General features: G+C 72.2%; 26 protein-coding genes. 18 read left to right on the top strand and 8 right to left on the bottom strand.

The features are described from left to right. Positions 1 to 410, top strand: a 410-nt coding sequence (locus ABZ854_RS32710; protein WP_361218320.1) for a hypothetical protein, incomplete at its 5' end; no start/stop codon positions are given. Positions 411 to 437: 27 nt separating this feature from the next. Then, a complete protein-coding gene (locus ABZ854_RS32705) occupies positions 438 to 869 on the top strand; it encodes an NUDIX hydrolase (protein ID WP_361218317.1) in 432 nt (143 codons plus the stop codon). A gap of 61 nt (positions 870 to 930) precedes the next feature. Here the strand turns inward: ABZ854_RS32705 and ABZ854_RS32700 are convergent, their stop codons facing one another. The 7 genes from ABZ854_RS32700 to ABZ854_RS32670 form a co-directional block, all read right to left on the bottom strand. Next, complete coding sequence (locus ABZ854_RS32700; protein ID WP_361218314.1) at positions 931 to 1878, bottom strand: hypothetical protein; 948 nt, start codon at positions 1876 to 1878, stop codon at positions 931 to 933. Next, entirely contained in the window at positions 1875 to 2672 is a 798-nt protein-coding gene (locus ABZ854_RS32695) for a division plane positioning ATPase MipZ (protein ID WP_361218311.1), read from the bottom strand. The genes ABZ854_RS32700 and ABZ854_RS32695 overlap by 4 nt, the downstream gene beginning before the upstream one ends. Before the next feature lie 173 nt (positions 2673 to 2845). Continuing rightward, entirely contained in the window at positions 2846 to 3133 is a 288-nt protein-coding gene (locus ABZ854_RS32690) for a hypothetical protein (protein WP_361218308.1), read from the bottom strand. After that, positions 3133 to 4617 (bottom strand): 3'-5' exonuclease, encoded by a 1485-nt coding sequence (locus ABZ854_RS32685; RefSeq protein WP_361218305.1) that lies wholly within the window; start codon positions 4615 to 4617, stop codon positions 3133 to 3135. Before ABZ854_RS32685 ends, ABZ854_RS32690 begins: the two co-directional genes overlap by 1 nt. Positions 4618 to 4792: 175 nt before the next feature. Continuing rightward, on the bottom strand, positions 4793 to 5365 hold the full coding sequence (locus ABZ854_RS32680; protein ID WP_361218302.1) for a hypothetical protein: 573 nt from the start codon (positions 5363 to 5365) through the stop codon (positions 4793 to 4795). A 464-nt stretch (positions 5366 to 5829) separates the two neighbouring features. Further along, positions 5830 to 6222: a restriction endonuclease gene (locus tag ABZ854_RS32675; protein WP_361218299.1), complete on the bottom strand. Its 393-nt coding sequence runs from the start codon at positions 6220 to 6222 to the stop codon at positions 5830 to 5832. Beyond that, entirely contained in the window at positions 6219 to 6737 is a 519-nt protein-coding gene (locus ABZ854_RS32670; RefSeq protein WP_361218296.1) for a hypothetical protein, read from the bottom strand. Before ABZ854_RS32670 ends, ABZ854_RS32675 begins: the two co-directional genes overlap by 4 nt. 53 nt (positions 6738 to 6790) lie before the next feature. Here ABZ854_RS32670 and ABZ854_RS32665 point away from each other — a divergent pair, with 53 nt between their 5' ends. From ABZ854_RS32665 to ABZ854_RS32635, 7 genes are all read left to right on the top strand, one after another. Then, entirely contained in the window at positions 6791 to 8056 is a 1266-nt protein-coding gene (locus ABZ854_RS32665) for a helix-turn-helix transcriptional regulator (RefSeq protein WP_361218293.1), read from the top strand. Next, positions 8053 to 8601 carry a flavoprotein gene (locus tag ABZ854_RS32660; RefSeq protein WP_361218290.1) on the top strand — a complete coding sequence of 183 codons (549 nt, stop codon included), beginning with the start codon at positions 8053 to 8055 and terminating at the stop codon, positions 8599 to 8601. The genes ABZ854_RS32665 and ABZ854_RS32660 overlap by 4 nt, the downstream gene beginning before the upstream one ends. Before the next feature lie 467 nt (positions 8602 to 9068). Beyond that, the gene (locus ABZ854_RS32655; protein WP_361218288.1) at positions 9069 to 10532 is read left to right on the top strand and encodes a hypothetical protein; all 1464 of its coding nucleotides are present in this window, start codon (positions 9069 to 9071) and stop codon (positions 10530 to 10532) included. 132 nt (positions 10533 to 10664) lie between these two features. Next, the gene (locus ABZ854_RS32650; RefSeq protein WP_361218285.1) at positions 10665 to 10949 is read left to right on the top strand and encodes a hypothetical protein; all 285 of its coding nucleotides are present in this window, start codon (positions 10665 to 10667) and stop codon (positions 10947 to 10949) included. Between the two features lie 1540 nt (positions 10950 to 12489). Further along, positions 12490 to 13215 carry a hypothetical protein gene (locus ABZ854_RS32645; RefSeq protein ID WP_361218282.1) on the top strand — a complete coding sequence of 242 codons (726 nt, stop codon included), beginning with the start codon at positions 12490 to 12492 and terminating at the stop codon, positions 13213 to 13215. Between the two features lie 272 nt (positions 13216 to 13487). Beyond that, positions 13488 to 13895 (top strand): RNase adapter RapZ, encoded by a 408-nt coding sequence (locus ABZ854_RS32640; protein WP_361218279.1) that lies wholly within the window; start codon positions 13488 to 13490, stop codon positions 13893 to 13895. A gap of 117 nt (positions 13896 to 14012) precedes the next feature. Continuing rightward, complete coding sequence (locus tag ABZ854_RS32635) at positions 14013 to 14414, top strand: hypothetical protein (RefSeq protein WP_361218277.1); 402 nt, start codon at positions 14013 to 14015, stop codon at positions 14412 to 14414. Positions 14415 to 14423: 9 nt separating this feature from the next. Here ABZ854_RS32635 and ABZ854_RS32630 read toward each other — a convergent pair whose 3' ends face one another. Continuing rightward, positions 14424 to 14903: a hypothetical protein gene (locus ABZ854_RS32630; RefSeq protein WP_361218274.1), complete on the bottom strand. Its 480-nt coding sequence runs from the start codon at positions 14901 to 14903 to the stop codon at positions 14424 to 14426. A gap of 49 nt (positions 14904 to 14952) precedes the next feature. Between ABZ854_RS32630 and ABZ854_RS32625 the strand changes: the two genes are divergently transcribed. From ABZ854_RS32625 to ABZ854_RS32585, 9 genes are all read left to right on the top strand, one after another. Continuing rightward, positions 14953 to 15216 (top strand): hypothetical protein, encoded by a 264-nt coding sequence (locus tag ABZ854_RS32625; protein ID WP_361218272.1) that lies wholly within the window; start codon positions 14953 to 14955, stop codon positions 15214 to 15216. 172 nt (positions 15217 to 15388) lie between these two features. Then, complete coding sequence (locus tag ABZ854_RS32620) at positions 15389 to 16051, top strand: recombinase family protein (protein ID WP_361218269.1); 663 nt, start codon at positions 15389 to 15391, stop codon at positions 16049 to 16051. Positions 16052 to 16758: 707 nt separating this feature from the next. Then, positions 16759 to 16932: a hypothetical protein gene (locus ABZ854_RS32615; RefSeq protein ID WP_361218266.1), complete on the top strand. Its 174-nt coding sequence runs from the start codon at positions 16759 to 16761 to the stop codon at positions 16930 to 16932. Between the two features lie 73 nt (positions 16933 to 17005). Next, the gene (locus ABZ854_RS32610) at positions 17006 to 17266 is read left to right on the top strand and encodes a hypothetical protein (RefSeq protein WP_361218264.1); all 261 of its coding nucleotides are present in this window, start codon (positions 17006 to 17008) and stop codon (positions 17264 to 17266) included. Positions 17267 to 17278: 12 nt separating this feature from the next. After that, positions 17279 to 18406 (top strand): hypothetical protein, encoded by a 1128-nt coding sequence (locus tag ABZ854_RS32605; protein WP_361218261.1) that lies wholly within the window; start codon positions 17279 to 17281, stop codon positions 18404 to 18406. Between the two features lie 80 nt (positions 18407 to 18486). Next, positions 18487 to 19671 carry a hypothetical protein gene (locus ABZ854_RS32600; protein ID WP_361218258.1) on the top strand — a complete coding sequence of 395 codons (1185 nt, stop codon included), beginning with the start codon at positions 18487 to 18489 and terminating at the stop codon, positions 19669 to 19671. Then, a complete protein-coding gene (locus tag ABZ854_RS32595) occupies positions 19664 to 20083 on the top strand; it encodes a hypothetical protein (RefSeq protein ID WP_361218256.1) in 420 nt (139 codons plus the stop codon). The genes ABZ854_RS32600 and ABZ854_RS32595 overlap by 8 nt, the downstream gene beginning before the upstream one ends. After that, positions 20080 to 20463: a hypothetical protein gene (locus ABZ854_RS32590; RefSeq protein WP_361218253.1), complete on the top strand. Its 384-nt coding sequence runs from the start codon at positions 20080 to 20082 to the stop codon at positions 20461 to 20463. Before ABZ854_RS32595 ends, ABZ854_RS32590 begins: the two co-directional genes overlap by 4 nt. Continuing rightward, positions 20451 to 20879, top strand: a complete 429-nt coding sequence (locus ABZ854_RS32585) for a hypothetical protein (protein ID WP_361218251.1) — start codon at positions 20451 to 20453, stop codon at positions 20877 to 20879. The genes ABZ854_RS32590 and ABZ854_RS32585 overlap by 13 nt, the downstream gene beginning before the upstream one ends. The last annotated feature ends 26 nt before the right edge of the window (positions 20880 to 20905 follow it).

Raw genomic sequence — 20905 nt, 5'->3', positions numbered from 1 at the left:
GCACCGAGCAGCTCACGGGCGAGCTCCGCGACCTCCAGGCCCGCCTCGACGGGCAGCAGGAGGAGTTCACCCGCCAGCTCCGGGAGGCGAGCAAGCCCGTCGCGGACCTGCTCACCGACCTGATCCACCGGGCGGAGCACCCCGTCGAGGGCGCGGACTTCCGCAAGGAGCTGGCCCTGCGGACCGTCGAGATCTGGACGGAGCGGCTCACCCCCGAGGAGCACGACGACCCGATGGGGCTGATCCTGCGGATTATCACGGACACCCGGAAGCCCGGCGAAGTCGTCGCCGACGAGGAGCCGGCCCCGGCCGGGGGGCCGGGCCTCCCCGAGGCCGACCCCAAGCTCGTCGCCCAGACGATGGACGCCGCCCTGCTCCGGGGGCCGGAGCCGTTCCCCGGCCTCGGCTGAACACCCCACCCACGAGGAAGAGATCCGATGACCGAAACCCTTGAGACCATCCGGTACACCGCTGATGTCGTGTGCCTGCGCGGCGACGACGTCCTGGTGATCCGGCGCGGCTGGGAGCCGCACAAGGACGAGCTGGCCCTCCCCGGCGGGCACGTCGACCCGGGAGAGACCTCCCGAGCCGCCGCCGCGCGGGAGCTGCTGGAAGAGACCGGCGTCCGCGTCGCCGCCGAGGACCTCGACCTGATCGGCGTCTACGACCGCCCCGACCGCGACCCCCGCGGCCGGTACGTGAGCGTCGCCTACGCCGTCACCGTCGCCGAGGACACCGTCGCCCAGGCCGGAGACGACGCGACCGCCGTGCAGTGGGTCCCCCTGGTCGAACCCGGCCCCCTGGCGTTTGACCACGGCGAGATCCTCGCCGACGCCCGGCGCCACCAGCTCCAGGCCGCCCGACGCTGAGCCCACGCCGAAGCGCCCGCCCCAGGGAGACCCGGGGGCGGGCGCTTCGCTGTGTCGAGGATCAGTCCTCGACGATCTCCGCCTCGACCACGGAGTCCACGGGCACGGTGCCGTGCCGGTCGAACCACCTGCCCAGCGCCCGTACGTGCTTGGCCTCCCGAACGGCGTCCGCCGCGTCGAGCGGCGCGAGCCCGGCGTCCGTGAGCTGGCTGTACCGGGCCTGCAGGGCCTCAAGGTCCGCCCGGATTCCGCGCAGCTTCTCGTTGACCTCCCACCGTTCCAGCCGCTCCGAATCCGGAGATGTGTTCGATTCCTCCGACCGGTCGGAGGAATCGAACGAGTCGTTCGATTCGTGGCCCGTCGTGGTGGTGCCCCCGGCCGTGCCGAGGGCCGGGGCCGCTCTGGAGGCTGCGAGCTGGCGGTACGTCTCTCGCAGCCCCTCCTCGGTGGTCTTGCCGTCGCGGGCCTCGGTCTCCGCCCACAGCTGCTCGACCTCGGCAGCGGGCAGCTCTGCGTTGACCGCCGGCGCCAGGGCCCGGATGTGCTTCGTGGTGAGCACGGTTCCCTGGTACGCGTACTCGTCGCTGCCTGCCAGCCCGAGCACGGCGCGCACCCGCACCGCGTCCATGAAGAGGTAGCACTGGCTGGGGCTGTACCCCCAGATCATGTCCAGCCACCGCTCGAACGTCCGGGTCGGGTCGTCCAGGCAGTACAGGGAGTTGTCGCGGACCCACATCAGGTACGGGCCTGCCGCGTCGAAGAAGAGGGCGCCCGCCCGGAGCTGGGCCTCCTTGACCGTGCCTTCCCGCTTGGCCTCGGCCGCGTGCAACACCTTGAGGCACTCTTCCAGCTGCTCGGCCGGATCGAGGCCGGACAGTTCCTTCTGGGGCTTGCCCAAGACCCGCAGCACCCTCCGGTTGCGGACCCTGGCCGCCTCCGGTGCATCGAGCTGGCCTACGGAGTTGAGTTCGCCGGCCTGGCCGGGCAGGGCAACCTCTGCCGTGGTCATCGCGCCGCCGCCTGCAGCGCCTCGCGCTTCGCCGCCTCGCGCCTCATGATCTCGTCCCAGGCGTCGGTGTACTCGTCCAGGTTCGGCGGAATCTTCCCGAGCTGACGGGTGTACTCGATGAGGCTCTCGACCTCGGTGTCCAGCACCGTCAGCGGCTCGTCACGGAACCTCAGCTTGGCCAGCTCGTCCCGGCACTCCCGGGACTGCTTGTCGGAGATCTTGCGCGACAGCAGGACGTACGTCTCGAACCCGTCGCGCGCGTGCTCCTCGTAGACCGTGGCGGCCTCCGAGAAGGTCGGGTCCACCCGGTCGAAGTCGAACTCACTGGGCGAGAGCGGGACGACGAGGCGGTCCGTGTGACGCAGGGCCTTGTGGAACAGCTGCACGTTCCCACCGCCGATGTCCGCCAGGACGTCGCGGCCCTCGGCCCGCAGCTCGGCGATGTACTCGTCCAGGTCCTCGAAGGGGTAGCGCTCGACGTCGAGGGGGTAGTCCCGCGGCTGCTCGTTGCGGGCCTCGGCCCGCCGCGCCTCGGCGTCCCGGAACTTCTTGGCCCAGCGGTAGGTGGTCTGGCTGATCGTGTCAGCGTCCAGGACCTTGACCGGCAGGTGACTGGCCTTGCCGGCCTTCCTCTTGCGGCGCAGCTCCCGCACGAACGCCAGGTAGTTCGTGGTGGTGGTCTTGGTGGACCCGCCCTTGAGGTGAGCCATCACGGTGACGTCGCCCGTGTCGCCTTCCGGACCGGGTGGGGGCGCCTGTTGCTGCCGAGGGACTGTAGCGTCGGAACTGGCCACGATCGGATCTCCCTTGTCGTCAACGGGGGTTGTGGCTGTACGAAGACGCGCCCGCCGGGTCTGCCTCCGGCGGGCGCGTGACGATCCGCTGATATGACGGAGACGCCCCACACCGAGGAACGGTATCGAGGCTCCCCACCGTCGAGGACCACAACGCCCTCGACGGGCCCGTGTCACCCTCCGGGCGGAAGCGCTGGGCGCCGCCGTTGACGACGGGCGGGAGCTCCACCCCCGCCGGTACGTGTACCGCTCGAACGGGGGACGTCGTCGCGCTCGACCGTCACGGTCGGCGCCTTAGCGAGCTGGACGTCCAGGACGACGCGGAGTCCGCCGTTGCGGTGCGAGAGCCGGGTAGGTTCGCCCGCCTCCAGGGCCGTGCACGCCTTGAGCAGCGGCAGCAGCACCGCCAGGACGTCCTCCCCGCGCTGCTTGTCGTCGGTCATCACCCGTAGCTGCACCATCAGGTTGTCCCTTCGCTCGTGCCGCCGGCCCCGGCGGCCGCCGTCGTGTACTCGTGCACGTAGTTGCGCCCCATGGACCGCAGGCAGTCGAGGACCGCACGGCAGTCCCCCGCCGCCCTGTGCCCGCCGTTCAGGGGCTGCCACCGGTTGTTGCCGTGGTACTCCGACCAGTCCCCCACCCAGTCCGAGTACGGGATCATCACGTCCTCGAAGTGCATGGCGTCCAGCCAGGCCGCCGCCTGCTTCGCCGCCTCGGCGACCGCCCGCTTCCGCGAGTTCTCCGGCACGGTGCCCGTGCTCGCCGCCTCCCCGGCTGCCTCCCGCGCGGCGCGGTCAAGGTAGTGCAGGGTCAGCTCGTGCCGCAGCCGGCCGATGTCGTACACGTCGTTGTAGATCAGGGTCCGCCTGCCGTCGAGCAGCCCGGTGAGCCTCACCAGGATGTCCGAGAAGGTGGGCGCCCCGACGAGGGCCTCGGTCGTGATCCCGTGGATGTCTGCCGCCTCTCCGGGCACGGGCACGCCCGGGTCCAGGAGGGTGTCGAGGAGGACCTCCCCGCGCGAGTTCAGCACGGCCAGCTCGACGATCCGCGCGTCTTCGCCGAGTCCGGTCGTCTCGGTGTCGAGGACCAGGACGTCGGGGTCGGCGAGCGCGGCCGCGGCCCACCGGCACCGCGCCTCGGCCGCCCGCGCCTCGGCCGCCCGCCGTTCCTTCTGCTCCCGCTCGTACCGGGCCTGATACTCCGCCCGGCGCCGTTCCTGCTCCGCGTCGTACGCCGTCTTGCACGGGGTGCACCGCCGCGACCAGCCGGGCCACCACATCGAATCCGGGAGGTCCGTGCGCTCCGGACGGAGCAGCCAGTCGTGCGCCTTGAGGTAGGCCCGCGCCGCCTTCTTGGAGCCGAGCCTCTTCGTGCAGTCGTCGCCGGCGCACACCGTCACCTCGACCAGCCACGCCTCGACCCGGGCCCGCTTCTTCTCCAGCTGCTCCTGCCGGCACCCCGCGCACCGGCGGTGCTCCTTCGGGTAGGGCCGCTCCCGGACGGTGTCGCAGCCCGCACACGTCCGCGCGAGCAGCCGCTGCCGCTCCTTCTCCGCCCGCTCCCGGCAGACCGAGCAGGGACCGCGCAAGATCGCCTTGCGGACCTTGCCACATTCCGAACAGGTGCGCCGCGCGGCCATCTTGGCCTTGGTCGACGAGGGCAGCGGCCGCATCCTCTCCGCGGCCGCCGGGTCGTGCAGCGGCACGTCGCCGTACTCGCGGGTGCGGACGTATGCCAGCGGGGACTTCTCCTGCGCCTCGGTCACGTTCAGCCGGTCCGCGACCAGCTGGGTCTTGGTGCGCAGGTACTCCGGCGCCTGGCCCCAGCGGTAGACGGGGACGCCGGCGGTGTGGGTCAGGGGCTTGCCCCGGGCGACCCGGGCGGGGTCGGCCTCGGTCCGGCTGGACGGGATCTGCTCCGCCGCCGTCGCCGTGGTGGTGCTCACTCATGCCTCCCGAAAAGAGCGTCGAGGGAATGGAAACCGTAGCAGCTATAAACCCCATTCCGCCATCGTTCAAACATTCCCCACGGAATCAGCCAGCGTCGAAATTCGGCCGCTAATACTCGTGCGCGTAAGCCCGCATTTAATAAATGGATCTCCATTTATTAGCTGCGGCGGATCACGCGCCCGACGTCTCCGAGGACGCCGCCGGGCCGTACCGGGCCAGGGCCTCCCGGACGATCCTCGGCACCGGGTACAGCCGCGCCGCGAGCTCGTCGCGGACCAGCTTCTGCGCCTCGGTGAGGACCAGGCCGGCCCCGACCAGGCCGCGCGCCTCCAGCTCCCGCATCGGCGCCTCCGACACCCGCCACGCCGTGGTACGCAGCCGCCTGACCAGCGGAGTAGGCAGGCTGTAGTTCCGCTGGACCATGGACACCCCCAGGCTCGCCCCCGGCCAGCGCCCCGACAGGGCGAGCTGCTCCTCCTCGGCCACCGCCAGCGGCTCCCACGGGCCGACGAGGTCCGGCTCGTCGAGGCGCCGCTCGACCGCTTGGCCGACGATCGTCTCCAGGCTGGGCCACTCCGCCGGCCGCATCCGGGCCACGATGATGCGTGCCTGTTTCCGGGTATTCCCCTGCGTTACCAGTGCGTCCTGCGTGGCCTTTTCCTCTAGCGCCTGCTGCCTCTTCAACAGCTCCAATTGACCCGCCTGGTAGGCGTAGATCATCACCGTGATCGAAGTCTTATCCATAGGTCCATCTTAATGGAGATCCATTCATCAGGGGCGGCGTGCCCGGTTTACCCCTTTCGCGGGCGGTTGGGTCGCACGGGGTCGGTAGCTCCTCGGCCCCGGGGGGGCCTGCGGTGCCCCGCCCGGGCGGCCGGGCGCCGCCGACGGCCGCGGGTCCGCTGTGGCCTTGAACAGGGAAGCGTGGTTGCGGCCGGTGGGTGGTCGAGGGAGGCCATGCAGCTGCTCGTGCGGGTGCGGGAGCGTCGGGGCTCGCTTGCTGTGGCTGAGGTCGAGTCAGGTGGTCGGAGGGTTCCGTGGGCGGTCGTCTGCGGCGCGGCCGCCGTGGTGGTGTGCCGCTGGCGCGGCCCGCCACCAGGACCACCAGGGACATGGCGAAGCCCCCGGCCGGGGCGGGGGACACCCGGTCGGGGGCTTCCTGTTCGCCCGCGCCACGGGGGAGGGCGACGGGCGGTCCGAGGGGTTGGTCAGGTCGAGGTCGAGGCGTCGCGGACGGTGTTGAGCCGGTCGAGCCGCTCGTACAGCGCCCGGACCATCCGGGCCCGCTGCTGCACGCAGTGCACCGTGCCCACCCGCGGGGACGACAGCCGGCGGTCGGCCTCCCGCAGGACCACCTCGGCCAGCTCCCGGGCCTCACCGGGAAGGGCACGGTCGCGGGAGAGCTGGCGGACGTCGTCGGCGACCGCCCGGCCGTGGGCGGTGAGCTGGAGGGCGATCTGCAAGCAGTCGTCCCGCGCCACGTTGGCCATGTCCTCCCAGCTCAGCACCTCCTTGACCAGCGCCAGGTGCGGCGCGCGGTCGAGCGGGAGCTCCGCGCCGAGCAGACCGTCCGGGTCGTACAGCACGGTGTACCCGCTCATGACACGGCCGCCGGGGCGGCCACGGGCCGGTCGACCGTGGCCAGCGCGTCGCACAGCTCCCGGGGGTCGATCCGGGCGGAGACCGCCCCGAGGCCCGGAGCCCGCTCCTGGTCGCGCCACAGGACCGGCACGTCGTCCGCCGGGCAGCTCAGCCAGTGCGCGGCGAGCGAGCCCTCGGCGCCGGGTACCGGCATCAGGAGCCAGGAGCCGAGGGAGAGGACCCGGACGCCGGGCACCTCTTCCCACAGGTGCGCCCAGCCGTCTTCCACCACCACGATCAGCTCCTGGCTCCAGTGGTCGGCGAGCACGGACTGCCCGGCCGTGACGGGCACGCCGAGGGCGTCGAGCGCCGCGAGGCCGCGCTGCAGGGGCGAGATCACGACCGCGTCCCGGCCGCCGCCGCACTCGACGAGGCGGGTCGAGCCGACGCGGGCCGTGCGGAGACGGTTGCTGGTCTTGTCGTCAGGGACGTGCAGCGCCGCCCACGTTGGGGCGGTCTTCGGGGACTTGGCCATATTCGGACGGTAGGGGCGGTATACCGGAGTCAGACCACACGATGTGTGTGGTCGTGCTCCGCACCCCGGAGAAGCCCATGGACTCCTTCCAGTTCGGCCACCGAGTCAGCTACTGGCGCACCCGCCGGCGCATGAGCCGTCAGGAGTTCGCCTACCTCATGGGCAAGTCGCTCCGGTGGGTCGAGGAGCTCGAAGGCGGCCGGCGCCAGGCCGACCCGCAGCTGTCCGTGATGCGGCTCGCCGCCCTGCGCCTCGGCATCACGCTGGAACGGCTGATCGCCGACGTCCTCGACGCCGAGTGCGTCGAGGAGAGCGAGGTCGACGCCGTACGCCGCGCCCTTCACCGGCACGACGTGATCACGGGGACGACCGACGACTCGTCGGAGGAGCCGTTGCCCGTCGAGCAGCTGCGCCGGGCGTTGACGCACGCCCGGACCGGCTTTCAGGCCGGACGCTTCGCCCAGTTGGGCAGCGCGATCCCCTCCCTTCTCGTCGATGCCACCCGGGCCGCGCAGCACCACCGCGGCGACGACCGGCTTGCCGCGTACGAGCTGCTCTCGCTCACCTTGGAGTTGACCGAGGCCGCCGCGATCAAGTGGGGCGACACCGAGCTGGCCCTCATCGCCGGGCACCGGGCCGTCGCCGCCGCCGAGCGCAGCGAGAACCCCGTCATCATGGCGTCCGCCGCCCGGCACCTCGGCGACGCGATGACCAACCACGGCCAGGCCGACGCCGCCGCCCAGTTCGTCCTCGCGTCCGCGCACCGCCTGCAGGGCGACCTCCTGCGCACCGGCCCGGAGGGGTTCAGCGTGCTGGGGATGCTCTACCTCAAGGCGGCCATGGCGTCCGCGGCCGCCGCCGAAGCCGACGACCTCAACCCCGGTGCCCACGCCAGCCGGGTCCCCGAGCACCTCGACCAGGCCGACGAGCACGCCGACCGCCTCGGCCGCGACGACAACCTCCTGTGGACGTCGTTCGGCCCGACCAACTGCCAGCTCTACCGGGTCGCCGCGCACGTCCAGCTCAGCGAAGGAGCCGACGCCATCGCGGCCGCAGCCGACATCCCCGCCCCCGCGTTCGCCAGCCTGCCCAGGGAGCGCCGGGCTCACCTGCTCGCCGACCGTGCCCTCGGCGAACTGCAGGCCGGGCAGCGCGAGACCGCCGTCGACACCCTGCTCGCCGCCGAGAAGCTGGCCCCCGAAGAGGTCCAGTGCCGGCCCCGCACGAAGACCACGGTCGAGAGCCTGCGCCTGCTCGGCGTCGGGTCCGCGGAGGGACGGTTGCGCTTGCTCGCTGATCGCTGTGGACTGCCCCGGTGACGACCCGAACCCTGTACCTGATCGCCTGCGCCGCCCCGCCCGCCCGACGCCTCCCCGTGCCCATCCGCGCGGCCCAGCAGGCCGGTTGGGACGTCTGCGTGATCCTGTCCCCCTCCGCGTACCGGTGGGCGAGCGAGGACGCCGAGGGCGAGGTCGAGGCCCTCGAAGCCCTCACCGGCCACCCCGTCCGCCACCAGTACAAGCTCCCCAGCCAAGACGACGTTCTCCCCCCGCCGGACGCGCTGCTCGTTGCCCCGCTCACCGCGAACACGGTGAACAAGTGGGCCGCGGGCATCAGCGACACCCTCGCCCTCGGACTGATCACCGAGGGCATCGGGCTGAACTTGCCCATCGTGGCGTTGCCGCACTGGAACAACGCCCAGCACGCGCACCCTGCCGTCGCCCGCAGCGTCGAGACCCTGCGCGCCGCCGGCGTCACCGTCCTGCTCGGCGGTGAAGGGTTCACCCCGCACCGCCCCCGGCACGGGAACCTCGACGCCTACCCGTGGCACACCGCCATCGACGCACTGCCCGCGCCCGCCTGACCTTCACGGACAACCGTCTCCCACGGGAGACACCCATCGTCAAAACTCCATGCACATGGGGGAATGGTCGAGCGCTCCGCCTCGAACGGTCACAGAGCCTCCGGCGGCCCTCCGGGGGGCCACCAGTCCCAGAGGGGCGGGGGATCGCGGGTCTGTGCAGGTCCGTGGGTGGTTCGGCAGGGTCGCGGGGCCCCCTCCGGTCTGACCGGCACCGGAGGCCAGCACACCGCCACCGGGGCCGCCAAGGTCGTACGTCCAGTAGGGCGCTCCACCTTGGCGGCCCCGGCGTCGGCGCGCTCTGGGGCAAGCCCTGCCGCCCAGACCGGAGGGACCCCCGCTCAGGCCCCGCCGTGGTGCAGGCGCGCGGAAGGCCGGCCACGGTCGCTCGCCATCGGCGGCCGCCGGGTCGAGGAACGGCCCGCCGAAGTCGACAGACCGGCCCCCAGGCCAGCGGATACGGTGCGTAGGTGCAGATCAACGGGGTGCAAGATCGACCGGGGACCGCGCTGCTTCTGGCGGCCGCGCCCACCGGCAAGGGCAAGCTGATCGAGGCGAGCAGCGTGATTCCCGTGCTCGCCGCCGTGCCGCCGGCCGCGCTCGCGGGCACCGCGGCCGCCACGCTGATCGAGCTGGCGGACCCCGTCGACCCGCAGGCCGTCCTTACTCGAGTACGGGGCGCCGCCGCGACCGAGGGCCCGCTCACCGTCGTGCTCGTCGGCCAGCTGCAGCTCGACCGGCGGCAGCAGGGTGTGCACCTGGCGCTCGCCCGCACCACGCCCTCGACGATCCGGTACACCGCGCTCCCGTGGTCCTGGCTCGTCTCCGAGCTCCGGCAGCGCCGCCCGGACACGACCACCCTGTACGTGGACCTGGTCGCCGACGCCGAGGTCTGGCAGCTGCTCGACGAGGAACCGCTCGACCTCCCCGGCGGCGCCCGGACGTACGGCGTTCTCACCCCGCCGCCCGGGCGCCGGCGGATCGCCCACCCCGCCTACACCCACGCCCTGGCGCAGATCCTGCGTACCGGCCAGCGCTCCGCGCCCGAGCAGCTGCACCACGAGGTCCTCCGCCGTACCGGCGCCATCGAGGGCGCGCTCGTCATCGGCCCCGAGCGGCCCACGACGCCGACGAACACCCAGCTCCCGCCCGCCCGCCGGGTCGAGGTCCCAGCCGTTCCGGCTCCCGCCCCCGTGCGCGTCCCGGCCGCCGTGCCGCAGCAGGTCCCGGCACCGCAACCGCCGCCGTACGCGCAGCCGGCCCCGGTCGCCCCGGCCCCGGCCCCGGTCGCCCCGGCGCCCGCGGCACAACAGCCGGTCGGCCCCCCGGCCTTCCAGCCGCCGCCCAGCTTCTCCGCGCCGGTCGCCCCCGCCGTCCCGGCCCAGGCCCCGCCGCCCCAGCCCCCGATGCCGACCGCGCCCGTGCACTTCCCGCCGCCGCCACCCCGGGCCCAGCGGATCGTCTCGCCGGTCTACGAGCCGAGTGCCGCCGTCGTGCCCGTCGAGCAGGACCCCCACGAGCAGATCACCGCCCTGTCGCAGGCCGGCCGCCACCAGGAGGCCGTCGCCATGGCGGCCGCCGCCGAACACCGCGCCGTGCAGACCCTCGGCGCCGACACGTTCGCCGCCGTCCACTGGATCGAAGTCCGCGCCTACCTGGTCTCCGTGGCCCAGGACCCGGGCACGTCGTGCCAGCTGTGGCTCCAGGCCGCGCAGACCCGCCTCGACACGCTGCAGCAGGCCCCCGACGCCCACGACGTCGAGACCGCCGTCGACCGGGCCCACCACCAGTGGGACCGCATCCGCGACGCCGCCCAGGCCCGCGCCCTGGCCCCGCAGCTCGTCTTCCTGCGCCGCCGAGTCCCCGGCCGTCAACGCGGTGCCCTCGACGCCGTCCAGAAGAAGGTGGAGCGGCTCAACAGCCTGCCCGCCTGACCAGAAGGGCCCCCGGAGCTGCGGACCGCTGCCCGGGAAGGCACGGAAGTAACCACCCGTCACAAAAGAATTTCGACGCAACACGCCAAACGCGCTATGTACATGAATCCTCGGCATGGCATGATCTGGATCATGGCCAGGACCTACGGAAGTCGAGACGCGCAAGAGCGGCAGTACCAGCCGCCCACGCCCGTCGCCGCGTCCAAGAGTCTCGTCCGCCTCTCCCCGCTCGTCCCCCCGGAGGTTCACGCCACGGCGTTCCAGAACGCCAAGGCCCTGGGGGTCTCGATGGGGAAGTACGTTGCCGAGCTGATCCGCAGGGACCAGGTCGACGAGAAGGGCGTCCCGCTGTGGGCGCAGGAGCTCCGGGCGGAGGACGACTCGCAGGAGCCGTTACCGCTCCCGGAGCAGAGCTAGACCCGCAAGACTCCGGGCACGCCAAGAAGCCCCTGGTTCGTAACCAGAGGCTGGCGTGCTCGGCGGACCTCAGAGCAACGGCGACCAAACCCGCTCTGAACGTCCTTGCAACAAGCGTCAGGCGACCGACCAAAGCCGTCTGACAGACCACCGTCCCGTCCGACCAACCGCGTGGTTACCAGCCCCGCGACCAGCAGAAGAACCAGGAGGTGAGCCCCCAGAGAGACACAAGACCAGGCCCGCCGTTTGGCGTCGGCCCGTTTCCGTAGCAGGCCCTTCCTGGGTGGAGGGTCCGGCTTTCTGTTGTCTTGTAGCCCCCGGAGGAGGTACCGCTCATCGTAGCGGACAGCCGCTGCCCTGGCATCGGACCTCGACGTGTCGCCTCGGCCTCACCGTGCCGACATGTCGATTCCCGGCCAGCGCAAGCAGACACGCCAGGCAGAGACCCACCTGCCTGATCGCCTACCCAAGTCGCAGCAGTTCAGCAGGACGCGCGCCGGGACAGGCGAGGGCCCGCGAATAGGCCCCGGAGGGAAGCGCCTCCGCATCAACGCTTCCGAGTTGCCCCCGCCCTGACGAGTCTGGGGGAGTCCGGTGGTCCGACCGAGTAGCGACCGGTCGGCCCGAGTCAGCGGAGTGATCGGCAACCGCGTGGTTAAAGGCCGGCCCCGGGTTCATCCACCGGGAGGTAGAGAAGGCCCGCGTCGCAAGACGCGGGAGAAGGAAGCGAGTGGGCGTCCGACCGATCTCAAGGCGGACCCGTGTCGGTGCGGCAGCCATGCCGCGGGGAGTACAGCGACCTCCCCCCGAGGCGTCCACATGTCCCGGTCCCGGGGCGCAGGAGCAAATGCCTGCAATGCCCGCCGGTTGCGATGCCTCCGATAGGGCGTACCGAAACGTACGCGCATCAGCTTGCAAACGGCCCCTCCTTGTGAGAACGGTCAGAGCCCTCGCTTTGCCGTTTTCACAAGGGGGGGCCAGAAGTCCACCCCGCTCCTGGGCACCCGAAGGGGGCGCGGGGGGGACAAAGAGAACAGCAGCGCTTCGCGCTTCCAAGCCTTTAACCCCGGCCGCAGGCCGGGAAAAGGAACGCGCGAAGCTCCTTATCCCGCGCTGTGAGGCCCGATCAGGCCCCCTCCCACCGGAGATGAGGTTGACCCAGAACGAGGGCCTGATCGGGCCTCACAGCTTGTTCTGTCTGAGCGAAGCGAAGTCGATTAGGCCCGAACAGACGTTCCCTCTTGGATCAGTCGGCCAGCTTCCCTCACCACCCCGGAACCTCAGCCGTCACCCAGGAACTTGATCCCGTCCCTTCACCCCGCCAGGCTGATCTCCCCTTGCCTCAGAGACAAGAAGGAGCCGTCCATGCCGGTGAAGGACGCGTGCCAGAACTGCGGGGCGCCCCAGCACGAGAGGGACCGGTACGGCGCGTGCGGCCGGTGCGGAGCCCGCTGGACGCGATGAGGACCAGGACCACGCCGGTACGGTGAACGGACACCCGGAACCACCTGGTCACCGGCACAACGGAGGGGAGCAGGCCATGACGCTGGCCGTACGGATGAGCGCGGAAGTCGAGCAGGCCCTCGGCCCGCAGATGGCCGTGCAGGCCCGCAGCATCACCGAGGGCACATGCATCGAGTGCCAGCAGCCGCTCGACTCCGGGCCGGTCAACGTGGTGCTGGGCATGGGCCCCGGGGGCGCCGGCGGCATCTGGTTCGTGCACGACCGCTGTGCGCCGTCGAGGATCATCGAGCTGAACCCCGAGGCCGAGGCCGCGCTCGTGCAGCCCGAGGACGGCCTCGACATGACGATGGCCGCGGGCATCGTCGAGGGCACCCCCGTGCTCGTCGCCCGCATGGTGATGACGCCGTTCACCGACTCCGGCACCTACGGGGCCGAGCCGCGCAACGTGTTCATGCAGGCCCTGCTCCAGTACGGCTTCCAGCTCGTGACGGCCGAGCTCGACGCCGGCCCGCTGGCCGAGTGGGTCGCGGTGTTCCAGCCCCACGGCCGCGACCTGCAGCTCGTCGTACTCACCCCGGCCGGGGAGCGGTTCTACCAGGGCACGCTGCCCCGGCCGCCCGCCGGGTGGGTCAGGGCCGTGCTCGACGGCCGCCAGGTCCTGCTCCTCGGCGGAGACGTCGCGGGCAGCCACGACGCCCCCGAGGTCGAGCAGGCCGCCGCCCTGGCCGTCGCCGCGAGCGAGGGCAAGCTGGCCGGCGCCCGCGTCGCGGCCGGGCGCCCCGGCGACTTCGGCCTCTCCTGACGCCTCAGCTGTGGAGGCAGCCCGCCACCATGGCGAACAGGACCCCGGCCCCGATCAGCCGCCACGTCCACTTGCGCCCGAGCAGCTGGAACAGCAAGAACACCATTGAGGGCCCCCTGAGTTGACCTCGACACAGGGGGCCCATTCTCGCGTCCGTGATCGCCCGCCCGCTGGCCTACCGCCGAACCCGGGGCCGCCGGCCCCGGAAAGAGGCAACGGGCAACACGTCGAAGTACGTGGTGTTGGAGCGGAGTTGGCCCGACCGTAGAGCCATGCCCCAGATGCAGATCGTGAGCTTCGGCTACGGGCACGGGAAGCCCCGGCCGACCTGTGCCCTGATGTTCGACGCCCGTCACCTCACCGACCCGTACCTCGACCCAGCCCTGCGCGACCTCGACGCCCGCGACCCCCGCGTACAGCGGGCCGTGCTGCGGACCCCTGGCGCCCAGGCCCTGCTCGCCGCGATCGTCACCGCGGCGTACCAGCTGCTCGCCCAGGCCGACGACGACGCCACCGTGACCATCGCGGTCGGGTGCGGGGGCGGCCGGCACCGTGCACCCGTTCTCGCTTCCCGGGCCGCCGCGCACATGGACCACCTTGACGAGCTCCGTGTCCGGGCCGTCCACCGCGACCTCGACGAGCAGCTGCTGCCCGCCGGCGCGGGCGAGGCCGCGGCGTAGGGGAGACTGGAGCGGCGCCCCGGCGGCGCGGGCGATGTCCGGCCGATGCTGCCCGCCGCCGGGGCCGTCCCCTATATAGGGGAGAAGCCATCCGCCCCCACCGTCGTTGAGAAGGTCATGGACCTGTTGCCCACCACCGGGGCGCCGGGCGTCGCCGAGCGGGCCGAGGCCCTGGCCGATGCTGCGTGCGAGCTGCACGACGCCGTGAGCACTCCGGCCCGCTGGAGCGCGGCCGCCGTCGAGGACGCGGTCGAGGCCATGGAGACCACCGCGCTCGCCCTGGCGACCGTCCACCCCGACGCCGCCGCGGCGACGCTCGCCGTCAGGCAGCAGCTGGCCCGGCTCCGCGCACGCCTCGGCCTCCCACCCGGCGACCCGACCGCCGACCTCGACGAGGCGCACCAGGAGCAGGCCGTCGTACCGCCGACCCCGATCCGGCCCCGCCAGCGGCGCGGCCTCGGCCCCGGGTACCAGGGCCTGCGCATTCCTCCGCCGGGCCGCAGCGCGTCCGGGCGGTAGGGGACAGCGTCACCTCGGCGGCAGCCCGCACGGGCCGGAGTGGCCGCTGAACTGCGGGCAGGGACGGCCGACCCGGGCGATCCACCGCGAGCACCGGCTGCGGAGGAACTCCCCCTCCGGGATGTGCCACAGCGTCTCGTCCTGCTCGCGCGCGTACTCGGAGGGCTGCTCGTCGGTGCGGACGACGTCGCCCGGAGCCAGGCTCAGCTCCAGCCCGGAGTCGAAGACGACGAGGTACGGGAACGGGGTGACGTACTGCCGAACCCTGACCAGTCGGCCGAGCGCGCCGGCCGGGACGTCGTACGGCTCCCGGCAGTCCTCCCCCTCCGCCTCCAGGTCCTCATCGAGGTACCACCCGCGCAGCCGGCGGTCCGCCTTCACGCGGTCACCGTCCCGCAGGTTCAGCGAGCCGACCCGGACCCGCCGCACGAGTTCGAGCCGCTGCTCCGGCGAGAGGGTGTGGAGGAGGTCGTCGAGCTGTGGCGTCATACCGTCACGATAGGCCGCGTCCGGCCGTGGGCCAGGTCGTTCACCAGTCATGACAGAGAAGACGCTGCCCCTGACGGATATCGAGTCCGGGACCGACTTGGTGGTGCGCCAGGCCACGGCACTCCTGGATCTGACCATGACCCGGGAAGCGGTACCACCGGCTGTGGTCTGTCAGCTGACCGAAGTGGTCACCGTGCTCTCCGCCGTCATCAGCTTCTTGCCGGGCGCAAGCCCTCACCTCCGCGCCGTAACCGATGCGATGGCTGCCGTGCGGGCCCAGGCCGTTGCGGAGCTGGACCGGGCACGGAACTGACCTGATCCGCGTCTGCTGAGTCCGGCGCCGCGGTGTTCGACGTCAAAAAACCATCGTTTGTTGACGGGTAACAGTTCAGGCCCCGAATCACCCCGACGCGCCGTCAAAAACCCCGTCAAAAACCCGGACCTTCAACAACCCCCCGATGACCCTTTTCTGAGAGGATCAGCGGGTGACGACGCTCTACGAACCCGACGATCTGCTCGCAGCCGCCCCGGCCGTCCTGACGAACATCAGGATCGGGTACGCCCGCGTCTCGACCAAGGGCCAGCTGCTCGACCGCCAGCTCGACAGTCTCACCGCCGCCGGGTGCCGCCGCATCTTCGCCGACAAGAAGTCGGGGAAGAACGCCGAGCGCCCCGAGCTCAAAGCCTGCCACGCCTTCCTCGCGGAAGGGGACACGCTCGTCGTGCCGTCCCTCGACCGCTACGGCCGCTCCCTGCAGGACCTGGTGAACATGGTCGCCGAGCTCCGGTCCCGGGGCATCGGCTTCCAGAGCCTGCACGAGGCCCTCGACACCACGACGCCCGGCGGCCGCCTCATCTTCCACGTGTTCGCCGCCCTGGCGGAGTTCATCCGCGAGCTGATCGTGGCCGGCACCCATGAGGGCCTGGCCGCCGCGCGGGCCCGGGGCAAGACCGGCGGCCGCCCGACCGTGGTCAACGCCGAGCTGATCCGCGCCGCCCGCGACATGCTCCCCAACCCGGAGAACAGCGTCGCCAGCATCTCGCGCCTGCTCGGGGTGTCGGTCGGCACCCTCTACAACCACATCCCCGACCTGCAGGAGCTCCGGACCAGCCGCCTCCCGCGCCAGATCGAGGCCGCGGCTCACTGACCCAGCAGGTTCCCCTTCCTCGGCCGCCCTCGGTCGAGGAAGGGGCCTCGGGCCCCCGGGGTCGAGGTGACCAAGACCGTCTTGGCCGATAGCTTGCTCCGCCGGCGCTTCCTCTTTCGCTCCCTCATTTGAGGTCGAGAATTTAGAACTTGCCCAGGTCACAACCTGTGCCGTCGAGCGGACTGTTACCTCTCGCCAGGTTGTCGCCGGGCAGTCGTCCAGCGCGGCCGCGGCCCGTCCGTGGGGCGCCTGAGCTCCGTAATCCTCCGTGGCCTGCAGCGTGCGCGGCTGCGGGTGATCCGGGGTGTGAAAGACGGCCAGCGGCGGAGGGGAGGGGGGCCGGTGGCGGACCGATCGCCGTCAGTCCGGCCGGAGTCGGGCCGGGCGCCGTACTCCCGCCGTCGCAACTGACGGGTGCGTGAGGAGACCGCACCGCCGGCCGTGGCCGAGGGGGAGCAGCTGCTGCCGCGATGTGGTCGCGGCCGGTGTGGTCGCTCCGCGTCGGTCCCGCTCTCGTCGTGGCCGAGGAGCGTGTCGTCGGTGGTGGGTCGGGCGCCGTGGGGACCCACCGCCCAAGGCCGTCGAGGGGACCACGGCGGAGCCGGTGACGATCTTCCGGTCCCTCCTATCCAATCCATTTCATTACGTCAATCCAATGCATTGGATTGACGTAATGCATTGCAATGCATTAGAATCGGGGTACCGAGATGGACCGAATCGAGGAGCGCACCGTGGCCGGACAGCAGGGCAGCAACGAGGACTTCGACTTCTGGCGTGACGTCATCGGCGACGACCTGGTGGTGGACGGAGTCGTCTACAGCAGCAAGGAGTGGCAGCCGGACGGGGAGGGCGGCGTTGAGCGGCGCGAGCCGCAGGACTGACGACCCGAGCGGGGGCCGGCACCGGTCGGCCCCCGCGTCTCTCCCCCCGCACCGTGACCACCAGGAGGACGAGATGACCGACCACCCGACCGTCTGGCTCGTGACCCGGGCCGAGGACCCCGGCGCCACCCCGGCCGAGGACGAGACGACCGCCCGCGCGTACGCCGAGGCCCGGTACCGGGAGGATGAGGACCCCGACGAGCCCGCCGTCCTGCGCTGGGACGCGGACGGGGGGCTCGTCGACGAGACGCTCGACCCCAGTTACCCGTACACCGGCTGGACCGTTCGCCAGGAGCAGGTCCTCCGGGCCGCCGACCTCCCCACCGCCGAGTAGGAGACACCCGAGATGAGCGAGCAGCAGGCCGAGCAGGCCGCCACCGAGAAGCCGGCCGACGAGTGCGCCTTCCCCGACTGCCACCGCACCCGGGTGCCGAAGGACCCCACGGTGCGCGGAGCCCGGCCGAAGTACTGCGACGACCCGGAGCACAACGCCATCACGGCGTACGCGGCCAAGAACCGGCGGCCCGCGGGTGCCACCGCCCAGGCGCCGGAGGAGGACACCGACCGCCCGGTGACCGGCGCGGCCGCGACCGCGATGCTCGTGCGCGAGTCCGTCCTCACCGCCGTTCGTGACCTGGAGAAGCACCTCCCCCGGTACGTCGAACTCATGGAACAGGTCACCGACCCGGACGCCGCCGAGGCCCAGGTCGCCGCCGCCGAGACCCGGGCGGAGGCCCGGATCGCCGAGGCCCAGCAGGAGCTCGTCACCGAGCGCGGCCGCCGCGAGACCGCCGAGCGCCGGACCAGGAACGCCGAGCAGGCCAAGGTCGACGCCGACGAAGCGGCGGACGAGGCGATCCGCGAACTGGAGGAGGCCAAGACCCGGTTCGAGGTCGAGGTCGCCCGCATCCAGGAGGAGGCGGACGCCGCCGTCGCCGAGGCCGAGCGCCAGCGGGACGAGCAGGTCGCCCAGGCCGCCGCCGACGCCGCGGCGGAGGTCTCCGAGGTCGAGGAGCGCACCGCGCGCGAGGTCGCGGCCGCCGAGGAGAAGGCCGGGAAGGCCACGGTCGAGGCCGACCGCCGGGTGAAGGAGATGGAGGGAGTCGTCGAGCAGGAGAAGGCCGGCGCCCGCGACGTGAAGGCCAAGGCCCTGGCGGACGTCGAGGCCGCCAACGGGCGTGTCGTCGAGGCGAACGGCAAGGTCGAGGACGCCCAGCGAGCCGCCCGCCAGGCCGCCGCCGACGCGAAGACCCAGGTCGAGGCCGCCCAGTCCGTCGCCGACGAACTGCGGGCCGAGGTCACCCGGCTCCGCGAGGACGCCAAGACCGCCGGCGGCCGCATCACCGCGCTGGAGACGAAGAACGGCGAGCTGTACGACGAGGTCCGCACCCAGGAGAACCGCGCCCGCGACGCCGAGGAGGAGCTCCGCGAGGCCAACCGCCAGCTGCGGGAGCTGCAGGGCCGGAAGAAGTAGAACCGGCCACCGGGCCGCCATCCGGCCAACCTTGTCAACCAGGTTGACGCTACATCAGGCCAGGCGTCAACCTGGTTGACATGACAGACAAGGTGCACACCGTGACCGTCCGCGAGATCACCGAGGCCGACGTCCCCCCGCTTCCCGACAAGGAAGCCGCCCGCGCGTGGCTGGCCCGCAACGGCGCCGGCGAGATGCCGCTCGGCGCCGACGCCGGGCACTACCAGCACATCGTGCTCAACACCCGGACCGGCGAACTGGCCTTCCACTGCTCGGACTACCGCCGCAGCAACAAGGAGGAGGATTACTACCCCGGCCACCTCTTCGCCCCCAGCCACTGGCAGGGCGTGCCGGAGGTCCTCTACTGGGTCATCGACTCCGGGGTGGACGAGCGCCCGTACCACGACGTGGCCGAGGGCAACGCGTTCGCGCACGAGGTCGCCCCGCTCGCCCAGACCCTGCTCGACCACCTGGTCCCCGTCCCCGGCACCAAGGACCTCGACTGGTCCGCCGTCTCCGCGTCCGCCGGCCTCGACATCGGCCGTGCGTGCAAGCGCGACCGCAACGGCCCCGAGGGCCGCCGCCCCTGGCTCATCGAGGTCAGTGACGCCGCCCGCGAGTTCCCCCGGATCGTCCAGGACTACGTCACCACCGCCACCAACGCCACCGTCGACAAAGAGGCCGAGCACATGGTCCGCATGGGGCTCCGGCGCCAAGGCGACTTCTGGCCCGACCTGGCCACGCACTACGGCGTCAAGGAGGAGGACATCCACCGCTTCCACTCGGGCCTGATCGGCACCCGCGCCTACCTCTACCAGCACCGCCTCGACCAGGCCGCCGGCCGCCCGCTCGTCCCCGTCGAGCAGTGGCTCGACAAGCACCCCGCCGCGATCACCACCGAGACCACCGACGAGGAGCTGGCCGACTTCCCCGAGCAGGCCCGCGCGGCCGCGGCCGCCGAGGGCATCGTGCTCCTCGGCGTCACCCGGACCACCGCGTCGGAGCGCCGGACCGCACTCCGGCAGCAGGTCCTCGACGAGCTGGCCGCCCTCGGCCATGCCCGCGCCCAGGCCGAGAAGGCCGTGAAGGCCGCCCGCGCCGGCATCTACTCCCGCCTGTACCGCGCGTTCGCGTGGGAGGGCGACCCCGAGACGAGCGACGCCGAGTTGGGCAGGCTCGCCCACATGACCCGCCAGGCCGTGAACAAGCTGCGCGAGCCGCTCGACGACACGCCCGCCACCGAGGAGGAGCCCGCCCGTGCCTGACCCGATCACCGGCGAGGGGTTCGACGCGCCGTCCCCCGAGGTCGCGTACATGGGCGCCCCCGACGTCGTCCACGAGGCCGCAGAGCTCATGGAGATCTCCAACCGGCTCCAGGCCGAGGCCGCCGAGGCGTCCGTCCGCGACGAGCCGCTCGACCCGGACGAGCACGCCGGACGCCTCTACCTGCTCCGGCGCGCGGCCCTGGCCGACCGGCTGTCGCTCGCGCACCCGGAGGTCGAGGAGTTCCTCACCGACGCCGTGCAGCTGTCCCAGAAGCTGGCCCAGTACGACCGGGCGCACGGTACGCACGCGGGTCCGATCGGTCCCGACGCGATCGAGTGGGACCCCTCCCACCGGCCGTACGTCCGCCAGGAGTACGACCGCGAGGAGATGTGGGGAACCGAAGGGGGATGACCAGCGCGCCCTTCAACACCCCGACCGCCGCCGTCGCCTACGCCGGCGCCCCCAGCCTGCGGCACGAGGCGGAGAGCCTGCTCCGGCAGGCCGCCGCGCTCGCCGCCGCCCCGGGAGACCCCGCCGTCACCGAGGACGACCGGGCGCACGTCGAGCGGCTGTACCTCCTCGGCCGCGCGGCCCTGGCCGACCGGGAGGCGCTGGAGCAGCCCACCGTCGAGCGCCTGGCCGTCGAGGCCGAGGCCCTGGCCCGCCAGCTGCTCGACCTCGACCGCCAGGACCCGGAGCACACCGCCGGCACCCACCCGCCGGACCACCCCGGGTGGGCAGGCGCAGAACGCGTCTACGTCCGGCAGGAGTACGACGCATGGGGATGGTGACCACCACCCCCGACCCGCTACGAGAGGAACCCACCATGTCCACCACCCCCGACGCGTACGCCGATCTGCCGCCGGCCTCCCGGCTCGCCGCCGTCCTGCAGGCGCTCGCCACCGACTACCCGACCGACGACGCCGAGCACTCCGCCGACGCGGTGAGCGCCGTGGTGACCATCACCCCGTTGCACGGGCCGGACCAGGGAATCGCGGTCGACGTCCCGCTGCAGGCCGGTCAGGTCGAGTGGCTCACCACCCTGGTCAGCAGGGAGTCGGACACCTGCCGCAACGCGCACCCCGGCGAGAGCGGGCAGTGCGGGCACTGCACCGGCACCGGCTCGACCCGGCCGGTCTGGATTCTCGACCCGGCCGACCCCGACGCCGACCGGTCGCTACGGTGGACCCCGCCCGCCCAGGGCTGAACGCCGACGAGCACCAGGACGAGGAG

Source organism: Streptomyces sp. NPDC047028, assembly GCF_040644095.1.
In the GTDB taxonomy this organism is placed as follows: Bacteria; Actinomycetota; Actinomycetes; order Streptomycetales; family Streptomycetaceae; genus Streptomyces.
Note: the sequence above shows the minus strand (reverse complement) of the source record. Positions and strands in the feature narration are given on the sequence as shown.

Coding starts and splice junctions, on each gene's coding strand:
- ABZ854_RS32585 (WP_361218251.1), top strand. CDS start 20,451: ATGGGGATGGTGACCACCACCCCCGACCCGCTACGAGAGGAACCCACC.
- ABZ854_RS32605 (WP_361218261.1), top strand. CDS start 17,279: ATGAGCGAGCAGCAGGCCGAGCAGGCCGCCACCGAGAAGCCGGCCGAC.
- ABZ854_RS32635 (WP_361218277.1), top strand. CDS start 14,013: ATGGACCTGTTGCCCACCACCGGGGCGCCGGGCGTCGCCGAGCGGGCC.
- ABZ854_RS32610 (WP_361218264.1), top strand. CDS start 17,006: ATGACCGACCACCCGACCGTCTGGCTCGTGACCCGGGCCGAGGACCCC.
- ABZ854_RS32645 (WP_361218282.1), top strand. CDS start 12,490: ATGACGCTGGCCGTACGGATGAGCGCGGAAGTCGAGCAGGCCCTCGGC.
- ABZ854_RS32600 (WP_361218258.1), top strand. CDS start 18,487: ATGACAGACAAGGTGCACACCGTGACCGTCCGCGAGATCACCGAGGCC.
- ABZ854_RS32675 (WP_361218299.1), bottom strand. CDS start 6,222: ATGAGCGGGTACACCGTGCTGTACGACCCGGACGGTCTGCTCGGCGCG.
- ABZ854_RS32670 (WP_361218296.1), bottom strand. CDS start 6,737: ATGGCCAAGTCCCCGAAGACCGCCCCAACGTGGGCGGCGCTGCACGTC.
- ABZ854_RS32630 (WP_361218274.1), bottom strand. CDS start 14,903: ATGACGCCACAGCTCGACGACCTCCTCCACACCCTCTCGCCGGAGCAG.
- ABZ854_RS32705 (WP_361218317.1), top strand. CDS start 438: ATGACCGAAACCCTTGAGACCATCCGGTACACCGCTGATGTCGTGTGC.
- ABZ854_RS32690 (WP_361218308.1), bottom strand. CDS start 3,133: ATGGTGCAGCTACGGGTGATGACCGACGACAAGCAGCGCGGGGAGGAC.
- ABZ854_RS32640 (WP_361218279.1), top strand. CDS start 13,488: ATGCCCCAGATGCAGATCGTGAGCTTCGGCTACGGGCACGGGAAGCCC.
- ABZ854_RS32650 (WP_361218285.1), top strand. CDS start 10,665: ATGGCCAGGACCTACGGAAGTCGAGACGCGCAAGAGCGGCAGTACCAG.
- ABZ854_RS32590 (WP_361218253.1), top strand. CDS start 20,080: ATGACCAGCGCGCCCTTCAACACCCCGACCGCCGCCGTCGCCTACGCC.
- ABZ854_RS32625 (WP_361218272.1), top strand. CDS start 14,953: ATGACAGAGAAGACGCTGCCCCTGACGGATATCGAGTCCGGGACCGAC.
- ABZ854_RS32700 (WP_361218314.1), bottom strand. CDS start 1,878: ATGACCACGGCAGAGGTTGCCCTGCCCGGCCAGGCCGGCGAACTCAAC.
- ABZ854_RS32680 (WP_361218302.1), bottom strand. CDS start 5,365: ATGGATAAGACTTCGATCACGGTGATGATCTACGCCTACCAGGCGGGT.
- ABZ854_RS32615 (WP_361218266.1), top strand. CDS start 16,759: ATGGACCGAATCGAGGAGCGCACCGTGGCCGGACAGCAGGGCAGCAAC.